The sequence below is a fragment of the Clostridium sp. DJ247 genome (genome assembly GCF_014231265.1).
In genome coordinates this window covers 1-24,009 of sequence record NZ_JABAIW010000038.1, presented here as the reverse complement: position 1 = coordinate 24,009, position 24,009 = coordinate 1, and the positions used below count along the sequence as shown (strand labels likewise).

At 29.5% G+C, this 24,009-nt stretch carries 16 protein-coding genes; 3 read left to right on the top strand and 13 right to left on the bottom strand.

The window, feature by feature from the left end; translation table 11 throughout:
- Nucleotides 1–324 precede the first annotated feature (324 nt).
- From HGI79_RS15025 to HGI79_RS14985, 9 genes are all read right to left on the bottom strand, one after another.
- The gene (locus HGI79_RS15025; RefSeq protein ID WP_185651516.1) at nucleotides 325–2,166 is read right to left on the bottom strand and encodes an APC family permease; all 1,842 of its coding nucleotides are present in this window, start codon (nucleotides 2,164–2,166) and stop codon (nucleotides 325–327) included.
- 590 nt (nucleotides 2,167–2,756) lie between these two features.
- On the bottom strand, nucleotides 2,757–3,335 hold the full coding sequence (locus HGI79_RS15020; protein ID WP_185651515.1) for a DJ-1 family glyoxalase III: 579 nt from the start codon (nucleotides 3,333–3,335) through the stop codon (nucleotides 2,757–2,759).
- Nucleotides 3,336–3,357: 22 nt separating this feature from the next.
- Nucleotides 3,358–6,240 (bottom strand): DNA topoisomerase IV subunit A, encoded by a 2,883-nt coding sequence (locus HGI79_RS15015; RefSeq protein ID WP_185651514.1) that lies wholly within the window; start codon nucleotides 6,238–6,240, stop codon nucleotides 3,358–3,360.
- 17 nt (nucleotides 6,241–6,257) lie between these two features.
- The gene (locus tag HGI79_RS15010) at nucleotides 6,258–8,213 is read right to left on the bottom strand and encodes a type IIA DNA topoisomerase subunit B (RefSeq protein ID WP_185651513.1); all 1,956 of its coding nucleotides are present in this window, start codon (nucleotides 8,211–8,213) and stop codon (nucleotides 6,258–6,260) included.
- Between the two features lie 722 nt (nucleotides 8,214–8,935).
- Nucleotides 8,936–9,316 carry a hypothetical protein gene (locus HGI79_RS15005; RefSeq protein ID WP_185651512.1) on the bottom strand — a complete coding sequence of 127 codons (381 nt, stop codon included), beginning with the start codon at nucleotides 9,314–9,316 and terminating at the stop codon, nucleotides 8,936–8,938.
- A gap of 227 nt (nucleotides 9,317–9,543) precedes the next feature.
- Nucleotides 9,544–11,898 carry an ATP-binding protein gene (locus tag HGI79_RS15000; protein WP_241428226.1) on the bottom strand — a complete coding sequence of 785 codons (2,355 nt, stop codon included), beginning with the start codon at nucleotides 11,896–11,898 and terminating at the stop codon, nucleotides 9,544–9,546.
- A gap of 350 nt (nucleotides 11,899–12,248) precedes the next feature.
- On the bottom strand, nucleotides 12,249–13,088 hold the full coding sequence (locus HGI79_RS14995; protein ID WP_185651511.1) for a hypothetical protein: 840 nt from the start codon (nucleotides 13,086–13,088) through the stop codon (nucleotides 12,249–12,251).
- 413 nt (nucleotides 13,089–13,501) lie between these two features.
- A complete protein-coding gene (gene rlmD / locus HGI79_RS14990) occupies nucleotides 13,502–14,863 on the bottom strand; it encodes a 23S rRNA (uracil(1939)-C(5))-methyltransferase RlmD (RefSeq protein WP_185651510.1) in 1,362 nt (453 codons plus the stop codon).
- 3 nt (nucleotides 14,864–14,866) lie between these two features.
- Nucleotides 14,867–15,355 carry a hypothetical protein gene (locus tag HGI79_RS14985; RefSeq protein WP_185651509.1) on the bottom strand — a complete coding sequence of 163 codons (489 nt, stop codon included), beginning with the start codon at nucleotides 15,353–15,355 and terminating at the stop codon, nucleotides 14,867–14,869.
- Between the two features lie 206 nt (nucleotides 15,356–15,561).
- Between HGI79_RS14985 and HGI79_RS14980 the strand changes: the two genes are divergently transcribed.
- Together HGI79_RS14980 and HGI79_RS14975 are read left to right on the top strand one after the other, a co-directional pair.
- Entirely contained in the window at nucleotides 15,562–17,421 is a 1,860-nt protein-coding gene (locus HGI79_RS14980; protein WP_185651508.1) for an LTA synthase family protein, read from the top strand.
- 457 nt (nucleotides 17,422–17,878) lie between these two features.
- The gene (locus HGI79_RS14975) at nucleotides 17,879–18,634 is read left to right on the top strand and encodes a TSUP family transporter (RefSeq protein ID WP_185651507.1); all 756 of its coding nucleotides are present in this window, start codon (nucleotides 17,879–17,881) and stop codon (nucleotides 18,632–18,634) included.
- Between the two features lie 45 nt (nucleotides 18,635–18,679).
- Here the strand turns inward: HGI79_RS14975 and HGI79_RS14970 are convergent, their stop codons facing one another.
- Nucleotides 18,680–18,982 (bottom strand): hypothetical protein, encoded by a 303-nt coding sequence (locus tag HGI79_RS14970; protein WP_185651506.1) that lies wholly within the window; start codon nucleotides 18,980–18,982, stop codon nucleotides 18,680–18,682.
- Between the two features lie 204 nt (nucleotides 18,983–19,186).
- Here HGI79_RS14970 and HGI79_RS14965 point away from each other — a divergent pair, with 204 nt between their 5' ends.
- Nucleotides 19,187–20,083 (top strand): MBL fold metallo-hydrolase, encoded by an 897-nt coding sequence (locus HGI79_RS14965; protein WP_185651505.1) that lies wholly within the window; start codon nucleotides 19,187–19,189, stop codon nucleotides 20,081–20,083.
- A gap of 128 nt (nucleotides 20,084–20,211) precedes the next feature.
- On the opposite strand, the gene HGI79_RS14960 is transcribed toward HGI79_RS14965, so the two are convergent.
- The 3 genes from HGI79_RS14960 to purD all read right to left on the bottom strand — a co-directional run bounded on the left by HGI79_RS14960 (nucleotide 20,212) and on the right by purD (nucleotide 23,874).
- Complete coding sequence (locus HGI79_RS14960; RefSeq protein ID WP_185651504.1) at nucleotides 20,212–21,261, bottom strand: hypothetical protein; 1,050 nt, start codon at nucleotides 21,259–21,261, stop codon at nucleotides 20,212–20,214.
- Between the two features lie 14 nt (nucleotides 21,262–21,275).
- Complete coding sequence (locus HGI79_RS14955; RefSeq protein ID WP_185651503.1) at nucleotides 21,276–22,286, bottom strand: phosphodiester glycosidase family protein; 1,011 nt, start codon at nucleotides 22,284–22,286, stop codon at nucleotides 21,276–21,278.
- A gap of 340 nt (nucleotides 22,287–22,626) precedes the next feature.
- Nucleotides 22,627–23,874: a phosphoribosylamine--glycine ligase gene (gene purD / locus HGI79_RS14950; protein ID WP_185651502.1), complete on the bottom strand. Its 1,248-nt coding sequence runs from the start codon at nucleotides 23,872–23,874 to the stop codon at nucleotides 22,627–22,629.
- Nucleotides 23,875–24,009: the final 135 nt, after the last annotated feature.

The window sequence follows — 24,009 nt, the reverse complement described above, 5'->3', positions numbered from 1 at the left end:
ACTATATAATTTATAGGGTTCCTAGCTGGAAACTTAACTTATACGTAGGGATATATTACTAATACTGAAGTCACATTTAAATATTTTTTATTAGTCTTAGCGAAAATTTGAAAAAACCTTAGAACTTTAGATTGTTTGAGCATAGCGAGTTTATCAAAGTTCTTAGGTTTTTTTCAAATTTGAGCTTTAGACTAATTAAAAATATTTAACGTGACAAAGTATAGTAATATATCCCGGAGTATAAGTTAAGTTTCTACCGCGGAAACCTATATAACTTACTTTAAATAGCATAAAAAATTAAAGAGGGAAAATCCCTCTTTAATTTTATTCTTCAAATATTATATATGGAATAGTAACAAAAGCAATATTTCTTCTTTTTAAAAGCATAGTTTTAACAAATAATGCAGTTTGATTATGAAGAATATTTCCCCACCATTTAGTAGTTATAAACTGCGGCATTACTACAGTTACTATATCCCTAGGACCCGCTGCATATTCTTCTGACTCAATAAATTTAACTAAAGGACCTACTACGTTTCTATATGGTGATTTTTTTACTATTATAGGAATACCAACATTATACTCGTCCCATTTTTTAAGTAGCTTTGCAGTAGCTACATCATCTACAGACACATGAAAAACAATTATGTTATCTGACATAGTCCTAGCGTAATTTAGCGCTTTTAAGAAAGACTTATTTAAAGTATCGATTGGAACTATTGCGTATCTTTTTTGCTCTGCAAAATTTATCGCTTTAGGTTTTTGATTAATGTTTAACTTCAATTGTTCTGCTACTTTATTATAATGGCATTTTATCTTGATCATAATATAAACAAGTATCGGTATAAGTACACAAACAATCCATGCTCCATGCACAAATTTAGTTATTCCTATTATAATTACCATTATAGAAGTTACTAGAGCTCCTAAGCCATTTATAAATGCTTTATGTCTCCATCCTTTTTGCTTACCTCTTAACCATTTTGTAAACATACCTGACTGTGATAATGTAAATGATATAAATACACCAACAGCATATAAAGGTAAAAGAAGATGTGTATCACCTTTAAATATTATTACTAATATAGATGCTAAAATTGCTAAAACAATAATTCCGTTAGAAAAACCTAATCTTTTTCCTCTTTTAGCCAATTGTCTTGGTACAAATCCATCCTTAGCCATCAAAGCTAAAAGAAGAGGTAATCCAGTAAATGCTGTATTAGCAGCCATAATTAATATAATTGCCGTAGTTATTTGAAGTATATAAAACATAAAGCCTGTACCAAAAACTTGAGAAGCAATTTGTGCAATAACAGTTACTTGCGGATTGGGTACTGCATGATAAAGTGTTGCTAAATAAGAAAGTCCACCAAATATTGTTAAGACTAAAAAAGCAAGCAATTCTAAAACTCTTTTTGCATTTTTTTGCGATGGTTCTTTAAAACTTGGGATACCATTACTTACAGCTTCTATACCAGTCAATGCAGTACAACCTGCTGCAAAAGCTCTAACAAATAAAAGTAAAGTAAGATCTCCAGTAATATCAGGTATTTTATATGACGTATGTGGAACATACCCAAATATATGTACCTTAACAATACCTACAACAATCATTGATATAACAGCTACTAGAAATAAATAGGTAGGTACTCCAAATATTCTTGAAGCTTCCTTAATACCTCTTAGGTTTCCTATTGTCAATATTAATATAAGAGCTATACTTATGATAACCCTATGCGGATATAACGCAGGCACTGCTGAAGCTAATGCTGCTGTTCCCGCAGAGGTGCTTACTGCTACAGTTAAAATATAATCCACCGAAAGCGCAGCAGCTGCAGTAAGTCCTGGAATAGTACCTAAGTTATCTTTTGCAACTATATAGGCCCCCCCTCCATTAGGGTAGTTATCTATGGTTTGTCTGTAGGAAAATACAAGTAAAAACATTAAAAATACTATACATAAAGCCGCATAAAACATGTACTTGTACGACATGAGTCCTATTATCGGTACAAGAACCCATAATATTTCTTCTCCAGCATAAGCTACAGAAGATATAGGATCGCTAGATAAAATAGGTAATCCCCAAAAAACATTAAATTTTTCATCCTTTAAATCTTCAGTTTTCAGACTCTTACCTATAAGGAACCTTCCTAATTTTAATTCCATTTTCCCTACACCTCTAAAAGTAAATTTTTTTAATTTTGGTATGGAATGATTATATATTATTCTACATTTTTGTCATAGCTGTTTTTCTCATATTTAAAGCTCATTTTAGATTAAATTTCTTCATTTAACCAAATAGAAATCATGTTTTATTTATTTTTTGCGTTAATTCTTACGATTAGTACAATGTAAGCATATTTATAAATATTCAAAAATTCCGAATATACAATACATTGAAAATGTTACATCCGTATATTGCGTTATTATTTTTTTATAACTATTTATATAACTACACCCTCTTTATGAATACATTTACATTGCATTTCCATTAATTTTATAAAAACATCAATGAATTAATTTATATTTAACCATTCATATTTTAAATGAAACATTTCTCTGAGCTGGAAAATTTTTTATTGAAATTATTAATTTTTTTAATTTAATATTTATAAAAAATACCATATTCTAAGCATCAAATGGAAGTTAAATGCATAAACAGCATTTAACTTCCATCTGATGCCAAGAACTCTATTTATCCGATGACTGCCCGCTTATATCTAATTAGAGCTTATGTATTATATCTATTAATCTAATTACTTAGCTAGCTTATGCTTAAATTCTACAAAATTTATAAGCATACCGTCCTTAAGCTTCTCTATAGTTTCTTTATCAACTAAATTTTCTAGTATCTCGTATGCAAAATATGCAGCAGTTGCTGGCCCTCTGCTAGTAATAATGTTACCATCTTGAACTACTATATCCTCCACAGTAGTATCTGCTCCCAATTGATCTTCGTATCCAGGATAACATGTAGCTTTTTTACCTTTAAGTATTTCAGCTCTTCCTAAAACTATAGGCCCTGCACAAATAGCAGCTATTAACTTATGTTCATCATTAAATTTTTTAACTAATTCAATAACAGCATTGCTGTCTCTTAAGTTGGCAGCACCAGGCATTCCTCCCGGAATAACTACTGCATCATAACTATTAACATCTGCTTTTGATAGTAGATCATCAGCTTTTACCTGGATGCTATGAGATCCTGTTACTTCAATTTCTTCACCTATAGAGCAAGTAGTACACTGTACTCCTCCTCGTCTTAAAACATCTACTACTGTAAGAGCTTCTATTTCTTCAAAACCTTCTGCTAGTAAAACTATAGCCTTTTTCATAAAAACACCATCCTTAAATTTATTATTTTATATCCGTCTTTATAATAACATCTTCCATAGACATAGCAACTAAACATTTTCCTCTTCCTGCTCTATTTTGGGCCTTAATACTATTCAAAGCAATTGTATGTTGTATATTTTTAGAGGATTTTATAAATATATTTTTATTCTTATCTCTATTATTTATCAACAATGAAGCATATATCACCTCATCATCTTCTTTTAGACTTATTCCAGTAACTCCGGATGCTATTTTTCCCATGTAGCCAACACTACTACCTTCAAATCTTATACACATAGCTTTTTTAGTTATTAATAATATCTCTTCATTATATTCTTTATAATATTGTACATCTATAAGTAAATCCTTATGGTTCTTAAACTTATATGCAACAGTACTTAAATATTCCCCTTGAAATTCATCTATAGATGTTTTTTTAATTAGACCTTTTTTAGTAAAGAAATATATACTACCTTTTTCAGTATTGTTCTCTAATGAAATTACATTTAAAATATTATTCCTACTTATGTTATCCCATATATCCCTTATATCCATGCCTTTATTTCCTAAATTCTGAAGCATTAGTGCATATATAGAGAGTACTCTTCCATCGCTTAAAAATATAAGAATTTTACTATTAGAATTTGTAGAAGTACTTAAATTTTTACTGATGCTGGTAGAATCATATACTTTAATTATACCAGATTTATCTATGGCTACACTAAATTCTTTATATAAAAATTTATCAGCAAAATCAACGCTGATAACTCTGTCTCTTGGAGATAAATTGATTAATTGAGTAGTTAGTATATTTCTATCTACAGATTCTAGCACAGGTTCATTTATAGTAAAATCAAGCCCTGTTTTTGTATTTATACTAATTACCTTCTTTTCTCTTTGTTGGTCCAGTAACCTTACTTCAATAAGTTCTTCCTCATTTTTTAACTTTAAAGCCATAATTTTAGAATAATTTGTACTAAACTTGTCTATACTGGTCTTCTTTATACCACCGCTGCTAGTGAAAAAAACAAATTCTTTTTGTTCATCTAAACTATCCATAGAGTAAAGGGCTATAACCTTTTCTGACAATAAATCTAGTCCCTTAATTAAATTATCAATTCTTTCTCCTCTATCTTTCCATTTAAACTCTGGAATATTTATTCCTTTTATCTGATACATATTTCCTTTATCAGTAAAGAACACTATAGTACTTTTAGTATTTGAATTTATTATATATTTGTTATAATCTCCTTCTCTATATTCTATATCCTCAATATTTACATTTGAGCGACTATAGGTTTTCTGAGAGATTCTCTTGATAAAACCTTCATTAGACATAGTTATAACTATATCTTCTTCTATTATTAGTTCTTCTACATCTATTTTAGCTTCTTCATCATTTTCGACGATGTCAGTTTTTCTTATACTAGCGTATTTTTCTTTTATATCTAAAAGCTCTTTCTTTATAACTTTTAGAAGCTCTTTTTCACTTCCAAGTATCTTATTTAGTTTCTTTATTTCTCTTTCCAATTCCTTATACTCTTTCTCAAAAGATACAATTTCAAGACCTGTAAGTCTATAAAGCATAAGTTCTAATATAGCTTCTGCTTGAATTTCTGTAAATCCGAATTTATCCATAAGATTTTTTCCTGCATCTTTTTTTGACTTTGATGCTCTTATGGTTTCTATAATCTGATCCATTATACCTATAGCTTTTATGAAACCTTCGACTATATGGAATCTTCTTTCAGCTATTTCCAATTCTCTTTGTGTTCTTTTTATAACTACCTCTTTTTGATGATTTATATAATATTTCAGTATAGCTTTAAGTCCTAAAGTCTGAGGTTTTCCTTCTGCTATAGCTACCATATTAAAGGAAACATTACACTGTAAATCTGTTCTTTTAAATAAATACTTAAGAACTTTATGTACAGCCTCCTCCTCAATAGATTTCTTAAACTCAATTACTGCTCTGACTCCTGTTCTATCTGATTCGTCTCTAATGTCCGAAATAGACTCTAAAGCTTTAGAATGTCTTTTATCTGCCGTCATTTCGGAAATAGTTTGAAGAAGCTTTGCTTTACTTCTTCTATATGGAAACTCTGTTATAACAATTCCAAGCCTTCCGTTTTCTAATTTTTCTATAGAGGTTTTTGCTCTTAGGCTAACCCTACCTTCTCCTGTTTCGTAAGCAGAGATTAGTGAGTTCTTGCCTATTATTATACCTCCTGTAGGCAAATCCGGTCCTTTTATGTGATGCATAAGCTCTGTGGTTTTTATTTCTGGGTTATCTATGGATGCTATAGTTGCATCTATTACTTCCCCTAAATTATGTGGTGGAATGTTAGTAGCAAGTCCCACGGCTATTCCAAAAACTCCATTTACAAGTAAATTAGGATACCTTGCTGGTAAAACTTCTGGCTCTTTCTCCGATGCTGAGTAGTTATCCACCATATTAACTACTCCCTTATCTATATCTCTTATCATTTCCATGGCAATAGGCGTAAGTCTTGCTTCTGTGTAACGCATAGCAGCTGCATTGTCTCCGTCTTGCGAACCCCAATTACCATGTCCATCAATTAAGGGTTCTCTAGTTGTAAAATCCTGAGCTAATATTACCATAGCATCGTATACAGAAGTATCACCATGTGGATGATACTTACCTAGGATATCTCCTACAATTCTAGCTGATTTATAATAGGGCTTATCTGGAAAAGCCTTAAGCATATAGGATCCATATATTATTCTCCTATGCACAGGCTTTAATCCGTCACGAACATCAGGAAGAGCTCTTTCTTTAGCTACCTCAACTGCATAAGGAAGATAGTTATCCGGCATAGCTTCCTCAATGGAAACTTTAACTATATTTTTGTCAATGGGAATAGCTAATTGCTTTTTAGCCATTTTTTAATCCCTCCTATCTAAAATTCTGCGTATTTATACATATAATTTTTTCTCGGTGCTACCACATCTCCCATAAGCAGTGATACCATTTTTTCTGCTTTAGCCGCATCATCTATGGTTATCTGTTGTAGTGTCCTTGTTTCCGGATTTAATGTGGTTTCCCATAATTGATCTGGATTCATTTCTCCAAGACCTTTATATCTCTGAATTAATGCTCCTTTTCCAACTTCCCTCTTAGCATTACCTAACTCATCATCACTATAGGCATACTTTACTATTTCTCCATTTTTTCCTTGTTTGTATACTTTATACAAAGGTGGCAATGCTATATAAAGATGACCATTTGCTATAAGCGGTCTCATATATCTATAAATATACGTCATCCATAAGGTTCGTATATGATATCCATCTACATCGGCATCGCTCATTATAATAATTTTATTATATTTCAAATCTGACTCATTATAATTTTCTAGTACTCCAGTACCTATAGCAGTGTTAAATATTTTTAATTCTTCACTTCCAAGTACATTTTCCAGCTTTTGTTTTTCTGTATTCATTATTTTTCCCTTTGAAGGCATTATAGTCTGAAATCTTCTATCTCTTGCTTGCTTAGCAGATCCTCCCGCAGAGTCTCCTTCTACAACTATAAACTCACAAAACTCTGCATCTTTAATAGTACATACAGCTACCTTTCCAGCTAAAGGCGCTGTACCCTTGCCTATTTTTTTCTTTTCAGCCTCATTTATTTTTTTAATTTTTTCTCGTCTTGCTGCTGCTTCCAATGCATTATTTATTATAAAAGTTGCAGTTTCTTTGTTGTCTTCTATCCACTCACAAAATCTAACATAGGCAACATCATTCATCATTGTATAAGCTTCTGTGTTTCCAAGCTTAGTTTTTGTTTGTCCTTCAAATATAGGATTAGTAATTTTAACTCTTATGATAGCAGTCATACCTTCTCTAAGATCGTCACCTTCAAATTCTTTATCTTTTTCTTTTATAAGGTTCAGTTTCTTAGCCCATTCCTTAAAAGCTCTTGTCATACCAGTCTTAAAACCACTTTCATGGGTTCCTGATTCTGTTGTAGGGATATTATTCACATAGCTTGCTATATGCTCCGTTGTAGAATCAGTAAACTGAATACAAACTTCACCATAAAGGTTTAACCCATTTATTTCTCGTTCTCCTTCAAATAAAACTGGTGGGTTGTGTAAAGGAGTTTTGCTTTCATTCAAATATTCTATAAAATCTAATAAACCTCTCTCTGAATGATATTCTTTTTCTATTTTTTCTTCTTTTCTATTATCTACAAGCTTTAAAGTTATGCCTTTATTTTGAAAGGCTAATTCTTGAAGTCTTTCATCTATAACATCTAACTTAAATTCTCCAGTTGAAAAAACATCAGTATCAGGCATAAAAGTTATTTTTGTACCAGTTTCCTCTGTAGTTCCTATAACCTTTAAAGTAGTTACAGGGGTACCAGGCATAATTCTCTTAACGGTTTTATCGTATGCATGTTCAAATCTTTGTTTGTATACTTTACCATCTTGGCTCACTTCAACCTCTAACCATTTGGATAGAGCGTTAACTACTGCTGCCCCAACTCCATGAAGTCCTCCAGAGGTCTTATAGATATCATTATTAAACTTTCCCCCAGTATGAAGTTCAGTAAAAACCATCTCCACTCCTGATTTCTTTTTTAAAGGATGTATTCCTGTAGGTATTCCTCTGCCATTGTCCACTACTGTCACACTTTTATCTTTATTTAATATAATAATAGCTTTATCTCCAAAACCATTAGATATTTCATCTATAGCATTATCTAATATCTCCCATATGCAGTGATGAAGTCCTTTACTTCCTGTAGATCCTATATACATCCCAGGCCTTACACGAACTGGCTCTAATTTTTCTAGTGATGTTAAAGACGTTACATCATATACCTGCATTTGCTTTTCTTTTTGCTCCATATTTTTCCTCCAAAATTTTGTTTATTATAAGTATAATCTGTATATAGCCATGGTAAAGATTATATCAAAAAATAAAAATAAAAACAAACGTTCTTATTTTGTATAAAAATTCTATATAATACTTTGACTTATTATACACTAGCATTTATATTTTAACAACATTTTGACTGTATTACTTTGGTTTTGGTTATATAGGTACGGAACTTTTAAATTTAATTTATTCCACCTAGCATATTACTAGATTATGCCACTGATAAATAGTTTAGGCAAGTCTAAGCCTCAAATTAGCAGAAAAGCTAAGGACTTTGATAAACTCGTTTAGACTCAAACAGTATCAAAGTACTAAGCTTTTCTACTAATTTGAGGCCAAGACTTGCTAATAAACTATTTAAATGTGACACAATCTAGTAATATGCTATGCTACATAAATTAAATTTAAAAGTTCCAGATCTATATAGATAACCATAACTTAAATTTAACTTATACGTAGGAATATGCTGCCAAAACTGATGGCATGTTTAAAAACTTTTTTATTAGTCTTAGTGAAGTGTTTTTGAAAATCTTAGGAGCTTTGATATGTTTGAGGTACGAGTTTATCAAAGGTTCTTAGATTTTCAAAAACACGAACTTTAGACTAATTAAAAGTTTTTAACGTGCCGAAGTTTGGCAGCATATTCCGGAGTATAAGTTAAATTTCGAGCATGAGTATCTATAATTTACCACTAAACTTTATTAGTAGGCGGCAGTAATGCAGCTGCCAGTCTTATGATATATATTATGTTATCCTCACTTATATCTTTATCTAATTTATGCTTTCTTAAATCTTCTTTTGCAAATTTTAATGCCATGTACTCCTTTGTTTTATTTTCTTCATCCTTATAATTATTTTCAACATAAAGAACTGCAGTAGAAACTAATCTTAAAATACTTTTTATCTTTTCATGTGAATTATTATCTTCATCCAAAGAATTTAAAATGTTATAAGTTATGCCAAAATAATCTTGGTTAACTTTTATGTCTTTATCTTTCAAAAGATATAAAAAATAACCACCACCGATTACCATTATTACTATTAAAGTATATTGAAGGATAATATAACCCATATTTTCTACTCCTTAATCCCTTAATAAAGTATATTGTTATTATCTTTATATGCATACTTTTGAAAAATGGTTAATACTGATATAGGTTAAAATAAATTAAGATAGATACCACTATAAAATTATAGTAATATCTATCTTAATTTCAGCTGGTATTTTTTTAAATTTAAAATTACATAATATTTTCCCTATGGGATAATCTATATAAAATACTAACGTTAATACTCTTCCTAATTATATATATCAGAAAACTCTATTTTAATCCTCTCTACCTTATCTTCACTTGTATAAGTATTAAGTTCAGTAGTTTTTTCATCCTCATGTACCAATCTTACAGGAAGCTCTATTTTAAACTCACTTCCTTTACCCAAGGTACTTTCTAATTTAATAGTTCCTCCATGTATAACTACTAATTCCTTAACTAATGAAAGACCTATGCCACTTCCTTCTCTATTTCTAGATAAAGACTTGTCTACTTGAACAAACTTTTCAAATATGCAGGCTTGCTTTTCCTTAGGTATCCCTAGTCCAGTATCTTTAACAGATATAACTATGCTGTTAACTTTTTCGTATATATTAACTTCTATACTTCCACCATTAGGGGTAAACTTTATAGAATTTGATAACAAATTAAGTATAATTCTTTCCATAGCATCCGGATCAAAAGCCATAATTTTTTCTTCTATCTCTGTATCAAAAGTAATAGAAATACCCTTGCTTTCTACATACTGGACAACTGATAATACGATGTTTTCTATTATATTTACTATATCTCTATTTTGAGGCTGTGTAAAAAAATGTCCTGCATCAATTTTTGTTATATCTATAAGATTACCTATAATTCTAAGTAATCTGTAGCAGTTCTGCCTCATTATTGTTATATATTTTTCTTCACTATTATATTTTTCTTTATCTGAAATAGTTCTTAATTCTATAACTTGAAGAGCACTAAAAATCAAATTTAAAGGGGTTCTCAGTTCATGAGAAATATTAGAGAAAAAATTACTTCTAAGATTATCATAGTACATCAAGTCCTTAATGAGCTTTTCATTTTCCTCATTATGCTTATGCTCCGTTATATTAACTCCTAATAAAATCAACCCTTTACGTGTTCCATCATCATTAAATAAGGGTATTCTTAAAATGTCATAAATCTTGTCTATTTTTTCTTTCTCATCTAGTATAACTTCCTCACATCTATATATAGTACCTAGTTTCCATGCTTTTTCATCCTTATTTGCCCATTTTGCTAGTAAATACTTTGTCTGAACTGATACATTAGTTAATTCATGAACCCTCTTATTTTTATAATCTTTTTCATGAATATTTAATAATGTTAAAGTTGTATTATTTACATCAAGAAACTTACCTTCAGCATTCTTAAAGTAAATTATACTAGGAGTATAATTTATTAATGTATTTAATAAGCTCTCACTTTCAGATAACAATCTCTCAACTCGTCTGCGTTTGTATATATTAATAATTATAAAAATAATTGCTGATGTAATTATTAATAAAATAATAGCTGTAATATATAAAATTATTTTTTTAGAGATAGTATAAAAACTTTTTGGGACGTTAACTATATCTGAGCCTTTAGGTAAAGATTTTAAGTCAATATGAAATTTTTTTAATTGTTCATAATTGAATGCATATTTATGTGATGAATCCTCAGTAATAGGTATATTAGATGGCTTTTCCCCATTTAATATCCTTAAAGCTAGTTGACCTACTTCTTTTCCTAAGTCGCTGCCATATGTAATCATTCCTCCAACACTTTCTCTGTTAAGTTCTATATAGTATATAGAATATACGGGTATATTAATATCTTTAAAAAGAAAATCTGTAATTTTCTGTACGGGGATATTTTGACCTTTATCATTGTAAAATGTTTTACTAAAATAAATAACAGTGTCTTTAGGTAAATTATTTATTTTTTCTTTAATTTTTATAATATTGGACTCATTACAAAATACTATGTTAACTTTATCTTTATATAAAGGAATGAGCCATTGCAATCCTCCCACATAACTATCAATTACAAATATTTGTTTAGTGTTAGGATGAAGTTTCAAAGCAATATCTAAAGTGCTTCTAATATCATTACTCTTTACTCTTCCTGTAAAAAGCGGGTGTTCCATCGCAGTAGATTTATTAAAATTATGTACGCCACTAAATACAACAGGGGTATTTGGAAATAACTTATCTCCATACTTTAATAAAAAATTAAATGCATTATCATCTAAACTAATTACAACATCAAATCTAGTATCTGTAAAATTATATTTATATAGCTCATAATATTGCGGCCAAGATTTTTCCCCAAACCCCATATATTGCATTTTAATATTTATGTTTTTTTTACTGTCTACAAACTGTGAGTTTATTGAAGATATAATTTCATCAGTCCATTCTTTTGATTCATATCCAGATAAAATAGTACTTCCATTTGCACTTGAACTTAAGATTAGTACACTTTTTTCATCTGCACCTAGAGCATGAACAGATTTTTGAAGAGAAAAAAAGAAAATAATAAAAAATATAAAGAAAATAATATTCTGCTGAGTACGTTTACTATGCATCATAAAATTAAGCCTCCTAAGGAAAATATAGCAGTATGACTAAAATTGTATATATTAGTTTATTTTTTAGTTTATAAACTTTTTCTTTTTATTACAAAGTTTATATATTCTATATATAATATAAAATTCCTTCTTTGAAATCATATTACAATTTATCAATCCTTTTATTCTTCTTTTGTTGTCTTAAGGGACTGAGGAAAATAAAAAAGCATGAAGATACACAGGCATTACCACTGCGTTTTCTTCATGCTTTGAAATAACTTAAAAACATCTTATGTCCTTTAACTATAATGCTTTATATTCCTTTATTATTTATCTACTCATTATTTTCTCCCATGATGCTATTTATATAATTAACCAATTTTGGACTCTCGTGAAATGTTTTTTAACATTGACCATAAAAACCCTAGATAAACAAATGAAAATACAATAAAAGTAATAATTAGTGGCATATTATTAGAAGCAGTCTTTTTCATAACAACAAACGATAAACAAATAATATTGATATCGGTTATTATACCAAAAACCATCATCATTGGTGCTAATAGGTATCCTATGGTTTTCTTTTTAATCAGACTTATAGCAGAGATAAACGTTAATGGCAAGAAAAAAGAAAAATCTAAAACGTGAACTGGATTTGTAAGTAAACCAAACTTAGCAATGCTCTCTGGTGTTGTATTGGTTAAAGCTGCAGGCAACGAGTCAGCAAGCCATAAAAAAACAAATATCACTACAATAATTAACAAGAAGGTTCCCACTGCTTTATTAGGTGTTTCTCCAGTGAACCAATTTCTGAAGTCTTCATTAATATATTTAGTAAAGAAATAAAGTAATGAAAAAATTGATAGGCCTAAAATTAAACAATAAACGTGAAATAAGAAATTAAAATGGATAGCAAAACAATAAAGAACATAAGTATAAGCATTCGTAATCATTGTCCCAAGCCAAATTATTATTGCAGTTTTACTTCCTTTTGAAGCCCAAATAGCTGATACTAAAAGAATAGGCGCCACAAAAAACATATTTGAAGTATCTTGTCCAATACATTGTGCCGACCAATCTGCAGTTTCTCTTGAATACAATGTTTGATTCCAAATTCCTATACCACTACAAATTGCAATAAGTATAACAATTGGAATAGTGAAATATAAAAGATTTTTATCAGTTTTAAGTTGAAAATTAATTTTATTCATGTTTAACAACCCTCTCAATATATTTTTTGATACAACTGGACTTCAAGCTTAACTTTTTAGGACGACTATTGTTCAATACCTTAATTTCTAAAAATAACTGGAATAGTGCCTCTGATTGAACATTATTTTTTGTTATTTATTATATTTCATTTTACCTCTCCTCCTCACTTTTTATATCCATTTCATCAGTATTTTACAGATTTTTCTGTATTACCCTTATTATCTCCTATTTATTAATAATAAAGGTAATATATTACCTATATAGATAATATATTACCTTTTTGTTTTAATGTCAATGGTTTTTTCATATTGTACCTTTTTTAATCTATTAAATATCTTCCCGCATACGAAAGCCCTCGAGTGTGTGTACGTGTACTCGAGGGCTTTAAATCATTGGTATTACTATATTAAAGCTATATGTGTTTCCTTTCTAATCTTACTACGCACTCCACGTGTGGTGTGTGAGGAAACATATCCATTAGTTTTATTTTTTCTACACTATAACCTGATTTTTGTAGAATTTTAAGATCTGTTACCAGTGTTTTTGGATTACAGGATACATATATTATGCTAGGAGCATTAAACTTAGTAACATATTCTAATGCAGTGGGATGCACCCCCGGTCTTGGAGGATCTAATATTATTATATCAGGCTTATCTTTTATATTTTTTATTACCTCAGCCACATCTCCTGCAATAAAGCTACAGTTTGTAAGTCCGTTAATTTTAGCATTTTCGTTTGCCGATTTAACTGCTTCCTCTATAAGCTCAATACCTAAAACTTTTTTTGCATCTTTAGCAACAATTTGGCCGATAGTTCCAGTACCACAATATAAGTCAAAAATCACTTTTGATGATGCATCACCTAAAAAGTCTTTTACTATACTATACAGTACTTCTGCTCCTTTAGAGTTAGTTTGGAAAAATGACTCAGGATAGATTTTAAACTTAAGTCCTAGAATTTCTTCCATTATGTATTCTCTTCCAAAAAGTATTTTAACACTATCTGCTTGAACTACATCAGAGTAGCTATCATTAATTGTATGTAGTATACCCTTTAATTCCCCTGAATAGTCCAAGTTAACAAGTATTTCAGTAAGCTCTTCAAAACTAAACTCTAACTGTGAAGTAGTAACAATATTAATCAATATTTCTCCGGTATTCTTTCCTTTTCTTATTACAAGATTTCTTAAGTATCCTTCTCTTTTCATAATTTTATAATAAGAAACGTTCTTAGTTCTAAAGTAGTTAACAACTGTATCTAAAACAACTCTAAAGTCTTTATCAACAATTTGACATTCTTCAACATTTATGATACCAAAGCTTTTTCCTTTTATATGCATACCTAATGTAAGTTCTCCACCTTTTTCAAAATCTCCAAAGGAGAACTCCATCTTATTTCTATATTCAAATTCTTCTGGGCTTTTATCTATACCTAAAAATTCAAAGTTATTTATGTCTCCTTTGTTCAGAAGTTCTAGAACTTGGTGTTCCTTTAGTTCTAATTGTTTATCATAAGGCAAAAATTGTGTTCCACATCCTCCGCAGTATCCAAAATGTTTACAGGAAGCTGGAACTGCATGTTCTACATTCTCTAAAACTTCTAACATTCTAGCTTCAGCATAATCTTTTTTCTTTTTTGTAACTCTTGCTTTTACTTTTTGTCCTGGAACTGCACCCTTAATTAACGTTTCAATTCCATCATACATTGCTACTCCTGTACCAGGAAATTGAGTTTTTTCTATGTAAAATTCATATTCATTACCTTTTTTCAATTCTTATTCTACCTTTCTTGCATGTATATTCTTAGATAACTTTTCTCCTATTGTTTGCTTTTCCTTGGAATTTTGCATAATAGCTGGATATATAACTAATATTATTAAAAATATTATTATATATATTCCTTTAAAATCAACTACAAAATATCCAAATAATAGTCTTAGAATTAAATCAAATAAATATACACCTGCAACAGAAAGTATAGCTGATACAGCTGTATCTATTAAAGATACCTTAAAACTCTTTTTAAATGATTGAAATTTTGTTTTTTCATCCACTGAAGCTTTTTCATTTTCTCCAATCTGTTCCGACGCTTCCTTATCTATAGTGCTTAAGGACTCTTCATCTGTTATCTGTTCAGCCTCATCATTATTTTCTATTTTTTTTGTTTGTTCCATATTTTTACTTCTCAATTCTTCCAAAAATCGTTTTTTAGCCTCTTTTTCATCTATTAAAATTTCTTCCTTAAGTTCATCCTTATCTAACATTTACAATTCCTCCTAGTTATTTTTCACTTTACACCAAGTATATTATGCTATACTATTTTGTGTATGTAAATAGTAATATAAATTTATAAAAATATGTTTTCAAATAAATTTGTTTAGAAACACTTTGTTAACATATTGTTTTGCAATTATACACATATTAGATTTATAATCTATTTTGCCAAATTTTATTTCACGGAGGATATAATATGAAAAAGTTAAATATTCTTGTAAAATACTATTTAGATAAATTTCTATTTGTATTTTTAGTTATTTCAAAAGTAATGCTCTATGGAAAACAAATGGAACCAGAAAATTTCTCTTTTTATTCATTATTTTTTCCAGTGTTTTTTTCTGTTTTAGCTCTTACAGCTATATCAATGTTTTTTTCAAATAGACTTGGAGCAAGATTTTTATATTTCTGCAACTTGATTATAACCATATTCATAATAAGTGATCTTACATATTTTAGATACTTTAAAGATGTGATTTCTATACCAGTTTTAATAAATGGGCTGCAATTAGGTGCTGTTAAATCTAGTGTCAGCAATCTTATTAAGTTATCAGATTTCTTTTATGCATTAGACCTTATTATCTTACCCCAAATCAACCGTTATATTTATAAAAACAATAATGCTCAGTTGCCTAGAAGAATAAAGATTTCTATTGCTACTATTTTATTACTTATGTGTATAGGACTAGATGCTCGAAGTTTTTACATTTTGTCCTTAGAGCAACCTCGTCTTTTAAGTACTATGTATAATAAAGTTTATGTGGTACGTAAACTGGGTACTGTTAACTATCACTATTTAGATATATATAATTCTCTTTATTCTAATATAAGTAAAAAGACTCCATTATCTAAAGCTAAGGAAAATGAAATTAAAACATTTTTACAGACTAATACTGCTGATACTAATAATTTAAAGGGAATTGCTAAGGGAAAAAACCTAATTATGATTCAAGTAGAGGCTCTTCAAGACTTTGTACTAAACAATACAGTTAACGGCCAGGAAATAACTCCAAATCTTAATAAATGGGCAGAACAGAGTGAATACTTTTATAATTTTTATTATCAAATAGCTGCTGGCGGAACCTCAGATGCCGAATTTATATCTAATAACTCTTTATATCCTGCTGCTGCTGGTGCTGCTTATTTCTTGTATTGTGGAAATGAATTTGATGCAATGCCTAAAAACTTTAAAGAAGCTGGTTATGATACTGCAGCTTTCCATGGTTATAAAGAAACCTTTTGGAATAGAAATCTAGTTTACAAACGATTTGGTTTTAATAATTTTTATGGTGAAAAAAGCTATACTATTAATGAAAATATAGGTTTAGGATTAAGTGATAAATCCTTCCTATCTCAATCAGTTTCTAAAATAAAAGATTTAACAAAGCCCTACTATGCTTTTATGGTAACTCTAAGCAGTCATTTTCCCTATGATGATGTAAAAAATTACGGTGACTTTAATGTTGAACCTTTTAGTAATACTCTGCTTGGAAACTATCTAAAAGCTATACATTACACTGATGAACAACTTGGAATGTTTTTAACTCAATTAGAAAAGGAAGGTATTTTAAAAGATTCAGTAGTTGTCTTGTATGGAGACCATTATGCAATCCCTAGAAACCAAGAAATATATTTAGCTAAGTTTTTAGGTAAATCATCTTTATCCGATTTAGATTGGATGAAACTTCAGAAAGTTCCTCTTATTATACACTTTCCCGAAGAAAATTATATTAGCATAAATGCCACTTTAGGTGGTCAAATGGATATTTATCCTACAATATGCAACTTGTTTGATTTGCCTAACAAAAACTTAATGGGAAAAGATTTGTTTAACTCCAGAGGTAGCAAAGTAATTTTTAGAGACGGATCTTTTATAGATGATAATTATTATTATATGGCTCAAACCAATACATACTATGATATGAATTCCTCAAAAAAGATTTCGGAAAATGATAACCTAAAAGATAGCAGAGAAAATGCTTTAGATCAACTACAGTATTCTGATGAAATACTAAAACATAATTTACTAAAAAAGTTCAAACTAGAAGATAAATAAATAAAAAACATGCAGTAACAATAATATACTTTAATTAGTTCATCATTATTTGTAGAACTTTGCAAAGTTATTATTGTATGCTGTATGTTTTTTTTATTATGCAGAAAACCATAGTTAACAACTATATCTATAGCATAAGAATATTATTTTATGTTACAATTATAGGGTTCAAGCTCGAAACTTAACTTATACGTAGGAATATGTTGCCAAAACTGAAGCACATTTAAAAACTTTTTTATCAGTCTTAGTGAAGTGTTTTTAGAAAATCTTAGGAGCTTTGATATGTTTGAGATACGAGTTTATCAAAGTTTCTTAGATTTTCAAAAACACGAACTTTAGACTGATTAAAAGTTTTTAACGTGCTGAAGTTTGGCAACATATTCCGGAGTATAAGTTAAGTTTCTACTTTGGAACCCTATACATACGACGTAAATTTAACTTGTTAGGCGGTGTTTTTATGACTAATAATTTAATATTTTTATGTGCAGCTGGATTTTTTGCTGCCTTCGTAGATTCTATAGCAGGTGGAGGGGGAATTATAAGTGTACCTGCATTTTTGCTAGCTGGTATTCCACCTCACTTATCATTAGGTACAAATAAATTTTCATCTTCTTGTGCTTCTTTAACCAGCTCTATTAAATTTGCTCGATCTGGCAAAGTTGATTTTCAGCTGTTAAAATTTTTAATTCCTTTCACTTTCATAGGAGCAATTTTAGGTGTTAACTCAGTGCTTAGTATTAATACTACTTACCTTAATACCATAGTACTTGTGCTTTTACTGTTTGTAGGTATATACAGCTTATTTTCAAAAAATATTGGAGTTATTGACAACTTTAAAGGACTTTCTAAGAAAGGCATATTTTATGGTATTCTTCTTGCTTTATCATTAGGTTTTTACGATGGTTTTTTTGGCCCAGGTACAGGTTCCTTCCTAATTTTTGGACTCATTAATATATTTTCTTTTGATTTTCTTAGAGCTAGCGGAAATGGGAAGGTTCTTAATTTTATAAGCAACATTGCCAGCTTAGGTATGTTTGCAATAAGAGGGCAGATTAACTATAGAATAGGTATACCTGTAGCATTATTTATGATGATTGGTGCAAGATTTGGTACAAAAGTTGCTTTAACCAATGGAGCTAAATTAATAAAGCCGATTTTTGTAACTATGTCTTTAGCTGTGGCAGGAAAAATGCTTTTTGGAATGATAAAATAGAAATTATTGTAGTATGAAAAAATGAAGAACTAGGAAATTTTCTCCCTAGTTCTGATTTTGTTTATTCCTAGTCTTCTTATGAATAAGGTCTGTAATTATGTATAGAAGTAAAAAAGCCGAAAATAATATATTCATTTTCTCCTCTAATTCGGGTTTAAACCCAGAAACCACTTGAGTTACTAATAATACCATACCAATGAGTATAAGAGAGTTAACTTTAAAGTTAACATATTTTTTATTTATACCTTCCGCATTTAACCTAAGCTTATCCTGCACCTTCTTACTAAACTTCATAGCTAATCCTTGAAGAATTCCCATAATTGCTAAGATCAGTAATACATTTGACATTATTTAACCTCCATGCTTGGTTTTTATTATGACATACAAAAAATTATATCATGTAATATCTAAACTTCAAAGTCTTTAAAAACTTCAATCCCTGGAAATGTTCTTCTTAGGAATATTATTATTGGTAGTGAATGGATAAATAGAATTATATAATGTATAATAAATACTATGTTAAATTATCATTACTATAAGGAAGTGACTACTATGAATTTAAATAAAATAAAAGGTAATACTTACTATATAGATTCAGCTATTAATGTTGGTGTTTTTATATTTAAAAACAAGAACTGTTTAATCATAGATACAGGTTCTAATAATAGTGATGCAAAGAAAATAGATGAACTGATCTCAGAGAACAATTTACACCCTAAATATATAATAAATACTCACAGTCATTTAGATCATTGTGGTGGAAACAATTATTTCAAAAAAAATTATCCTGGCTGTCTGGTTTATTCATCATCAAAGGAAAAAATGTTTATGGAGAATCAGGAGATTCATGCCTCTATTCTTTCATGTTCTTCACCAATGAAAGGTATTGAAAAGTCTACTAAGTCTATAATTGTAGATTTAACTTTAGATTATGGCATAAATAAAATTAATGATGAAAAATTTGATATAATTTCATTAAAAGGCCATTCTATTGAACAAATAGGAGTAATAACTCCTGAACGAGTATGCTTCCTTGGTGACTCTATTTTTAGTGAAAATATACTTGAAAAGTATTCTTTACCATATCTTTTTGATTTAGAAGAAAGTTTAAATACTCTTGCCAAAATAAAAGAAATTGATGCAGACTTTTTTGTTATAGGCCATGCAGAAAATATATTAAATAAGGACGAAATAATTACTCTAGTAGGAAAAAATCTTCATAACATTGAAAATTATAATAAACAAATACTGGATCTTTTAGATCAACCTTTAACTCGTGAGGAGATTTTAGAAAATCTAACTGTATTAAATGAGTTGGATTATAATTTCTATCAATATCATTTAAGCTATAGTTCTGTGTGTGCCTTCATAAGTTATCTTTTCACTAAAGGTTTTATAGATTACTCTTTAGAATACGGAAAACTTTATTATTTTAAGAAATCACAGTGATGTAGAATTTTTTAAATGCCATTTATATTATGCTCAAATATAATAAAAACACTATCAAAATTTATTCAAATTCAATAAACTGATAGTGTTTTTATTTAATTATGAAAGGTTATAATTAAATTTTTCAGCTAAAACAAAGTTCCAATTAGTTTTCCATTATTTTTAGAAATTATTCCATAATTATATATCTTTAACAAGGTTCCCGTGTATTGAGTTTCCTTCCCTGATTCAATATCCGTAACTACATTACTTTGAGTATTGTTAACATATATTTTTCCATCCATAGTGATATAAATATTACTTTTCTTAACAGGCTCTTTTAAAGTTATTACTTTCCGATCACCGTTATTTTTTTTCAAATTAACTACAAATATTTTATTTACGCTGTCTCCTTCTCCATTCCCTATGTATATGTTATCTTCATTATCTACCTTTAAGAGATTATGTTTAGCATTTTCTCCAGTTGCTATAGGATCTTTAAGTCCGGTTGCACGTATTCTATTAGCAATAATATCTTCATAAATTAATCTATCTTCTTTGTAGAAAGCTTCTATATTCCCTAATTTGTTACCTTGATAGTTAACTTGTTCCCATTGCGCCATTACATTAATTCTATATATTTTGCTTCTAGTCCCTTCTTTTCCAAGCTTAACATAAGTTACATTTCCAGCACCTGGTAGTCCTATATCTTGAACTTCAGATTTCTCATCTTTTATCGATATTTTTAATTGTTTATTTTTTTCATCACTAACTGGCATTTTTTCATCTTTTTTTGCACTATATGATTCAAATTTTATATAAGTATCACCATCAACATCATAATATTTTTCTGCTATTAACATTATATTTTTATCATTTAGCCACTTATAATAAGAAAGTTTTGTATTATTATCAAATTGTATTTCCTTCTTTTTGTTGTTAGATGTATCTACAACATTAATAACTCCATTATCATAATATGAAATATAGTTTCCTTTATAGGATACTTGAATATCATCTGCTGAATCTGGAATTTTAATATTTATTTTATTTGGAGCCTTCTTAGAAGTTAAATCCATTTTTTCTGTATTAAAACTAGTTTCATCCTTAAGATAAAAATTATCTAGATAAAGTAATCCTAATAATTCTATTAATATAGGAATTAGACTCCATACCAAAAGTCTTTTGAATCCTCTCATTGTCACACTCTCCTCTAAGGTTTTACATATATAGCTGTTGCTACAGTTCTTTCTCCATTCCAGTCACAAGGGTTGTTTATTACCTCACCATTATAATACATTGTAGATGATGAGCCTCCATCTAAATTGCTTGCATTTACTACTCCTCTTTGCAATAGTATATTTTGTACTTCTTTTAATGTAGCCCCTGGCTTTAGCCCTTGTCTTCCATCTAATACTAACATGACTATAGTTCCATCTGCTTTCTGACCTATAGCGGTTCTAGGATTTAATCCTTCATCCTGCACTGCAACTGTTTTGCCATTTATTATTAAAGTATTTCTAAAGGATACTGCCTCTACTACTCCTTGTTTCTTTAAATCATTTAAAGTATGATCACCAACTATAAGTTTTCCTTCTTTATTAAAAGCTGTTACGTTTACCTTTTCTGTAGATTTAACATCATTATAAACTACATTTCCATCAGACATTACTATACCTTCAGGATAGGCTCCCGTACCTGCCCAAAGCTTGCCATTATTTGAAGCTCTATCTGTAAATCCTCCCCCATTTATAGCTGCAATAGCTCCATTTTCAGCAGCTATTTCACTGGTTCTTTGCCCCACTTCTCCTATTTTTTTTGTATATCCTATTCTTATCCTAGTTGGATCTTTTACTTCTAAAATATATCCATCAAATTTTTTAGTATGTATATCATAAATATCTATATCCTTAGAATGGTTAACCTGTATATTGCTTAAATTTTCTATTTCACTACTAGTTGTTTCACCATTTGAAGAACTGTTTAAGATACCATTTATTTCATCACTAGACAAAAATGTTGTTGCTATATATTGGTGGGAAAAGGTAGCCATTGCTGTACCTACTATAGTTCTTTTTACATTTTGAAAAGGTCCATAAAAAATAAATATTGGTGCTGTTATAGCTACAACTATGAGTTCATAAATAAAAAAAGTTATTAGCAGCCTTACTGAAAACTTCTTTCTTCTTTTTTTTACTTCTGGCTTATTCTTTTCTTCCTTCATACTTACCTCCAAATCATTTCAGTAACATTGATGTTATAGATTTGCACATAACATATTTTACTATTATCTTAAAATTATTTCTACCCATGGATTATTATAGACTATATTTATGTATAAAGTGTAAATACAGTGAAATTTAATATAGGTGGAGTTTTAATGCCATCTGAATTTTAGTTAAAGTAATCCACAGCGTAGCAGCCTTTAACCCAGTATTCGCAGAAGCAGTAGTATTAGCACTAGTAGTCCAATGGATAAACAAAAAACGAATAAAACACCAACTTACACCAGTAATTTTATCCGTTTTATTATGAATTATATTAATAATTTTTTATTGCTTACCTTAATCTATATTTCCTATATCTTTTCTATAATATATTCCTTCAAAATCAATACTTTTTATATTAGCATATGCTTCTTTTATTGCTTTATCTATATTTTCGCCTAAAGCTCCTACACTTAATACTCTTCCACCATTAGTAGTAAGCTTATTATTTTCGTATTTAATTCCTGCGGCAAATACGTTGTCAGCTTTATTGAAACCTGTAATTTCATAACCAGTTTCATACTTTCCAGGATATCCTTTAGATGCAGCCACTACACAACATGAAACCTTATTATGCCACTGCAATTCAAACTTTGAAAGTTTTTTATCTAATGCTGCAAGTATAAGTTCTATAAGGTCACTTTTCATTAATGGTAAAACTCCTTGAGTTTCTGGATCACCCATTCTTACATTGTATTCTAGTAAATATGGTCCTTTTTTTGTTATCATTATTCCAAAGAATATTATACCTGTATAGTCTAATCCTTCTTCTTTTATTCCTTTAAGCGTTGGTTCCATAATATCCTTTTTAAAAGCATCTAGAACTTCTTCTGTACAATAAGGATTTGGTGCTAATACGCCCATTCCACCAGTATTAGGACCTACCCCTCCATCATATATCTGCTTATGATCCTTGGCAGAAATAAAAGGTAGTATTATTTCTCCATCTGTGATTGATAGAATAGAAGCTTCTGGTCCTTCTAAGAACTCTTCTATAATAATTCTTTTTCCAGCACCCTTAAAAATATCATCTACCATAAATTCTATTATAGTCTTTTGAGCTTCCTCGTATTCGTTACATATAACTACACCTTTTCCAGCAGCTAATCCATCTGCTTTAATTACTATAGGATATTCACAAGATTTTATGTATTCCAATGCAGGTTCTTTTTCTTCAAAAACTTCATAGGCAGCAGTTTTAATTCCATACTTTTTCATAAAAAACTTTGAATAGATTTTACTTCCTTCTAACATAGCTGCCTTAGCTGTTGGTCCAAATATTTTTAACCCTCTATTTTTAAACTCGTCTACAATTCCATCTATAAGAGGAACCTCTGGTCCTACTATAGTTAAATCAATATTTTCTTTTTGTGCAAAATTAGCTAATTCCTCTATGTCTACTATATTTAGATTCTCGCATTTATCCTCTAAAGCAGTACCGCCATTACCTGGTGCACAATATATTTTAGTTACAGATGCATTTTGCGCTGCCTTCCACGCAATAGCATGCTCACGGCCACCAGAGCCAACTACTAATACTTTCATCAAGTTCACTCCCAACTATTTTTTACTCCTATGTATTAATACCATAGATAACCTCAACTTAAATTTAACTTATACGTAGGGATATATTACCAATGTTGAAGTCACATTTAAATATTTTTTATTAGTCTTAGCGAA

Bases quoted from the DNA above. Each gene is read 5' to 3' on its own strand.
- HGI79_RS14955 (WP_185651503.1), bottom strand. From the start codon at position 22,286: ATGAAGGAAGAAAAGAATAAGCCAGAAGTAAAAAAAAGAAGAAAGAAG.
- HGI79_RS15020 (WP_185651515.1), bottom strand. From the start codon at position 3,335: ATGAAAAAGGCTATAGTTTTACTAGCAGAAGGTTTTGAAGAAATAGAA.
- HGI79_RS15025 (WP_185651516.1), bottom strand. From the start codon at position 2,166: ATGGAATTAAAATTAGGAAGGTTCCTTATAGGTAAGAGTCTGAAAACT.
- HGI79_RS14985 (WP_185651509.1), bottom strand. From the start codon at position 15,355: ATGTTAGATAAGGATGAACTTAAGGAAGAAATTTTAATAGATGAAAAA.
- HGI79_RS14995 (WP_185651511.1), bottom strand. From the start codon at position 13,088: ATGAATAAAATTAATTTTCAACTTAAAACTGATAAAAATCTTTTATAT.
- HGI79_RS14965 (WP_185651505.1), top strand. From the start codon at position 19,187: ATGAATTTAAATAAAATAAAAGGTAATACTTACTATATAGATTCAGCT.
- HGI79_RS15015 (WP_185651514.1), bottom strand. From the start codon at position 6,240: ATGGCTAAAAAGCAATTAGCTATTCCCATTGACAAAAATATAGTTAAA.
- HGI79_RS14975 (WP_185651507.1), top strand. From the start codon at position 17,879: ATGACTAATAATTTAATATTTTTATGTGCAGCTGGATTTTTTGCTGCC.
- HGI79_RS14970 (WP_185651506.1), bottom strand. From the start codon at position 18,982: ATGTCAAATGTATTACTGATCTTAGCAATTATGGGAATTCTTCAAGGA.
- HGI79_RS15005 (WP_185651512.1), bottom strand. From the start codon at position 9,316: ATGGGTTATATTATCCTTCAATATACTTTAATAGTAATAATGGTAATC.
- HGI79_RS15000 (WP_241428226.1), bottom strand. From the start codon at position 11,898: ATGATGCATAGTAAACGTACTCAGCAGAATATTATTTTCTTTATATTT.
- HGI79_RS15010 (WP_185651513.1), bottom strand. From the start codon at position 8,213: ATGGAGCAAAAAGAAAAGCAAATGCAGGTATATGATGTAACGTCTTTA.
- HGI79_RS14960 (WP_185651504.1), bottom strand. From the start codon at position 21,261: ATGAGAGGATTCAAAAGACTTTTGGTATGGAGTCTAATTCCTATATTA.
- purD (WP_185651502.1), bottom strand. From the start codon at position 23,874: ATGAAAGTATTAGTAGTTGGCTCTGGTGGCCGTGAGCATGCTATTGCG.
- HGI79_RS14980 (WP_185651508.1), top strand. From the start codon at position 15,562: ATGAAAAAGTTAAATATTCTTGTAAAATACTATTTAGATAAATTTCTA.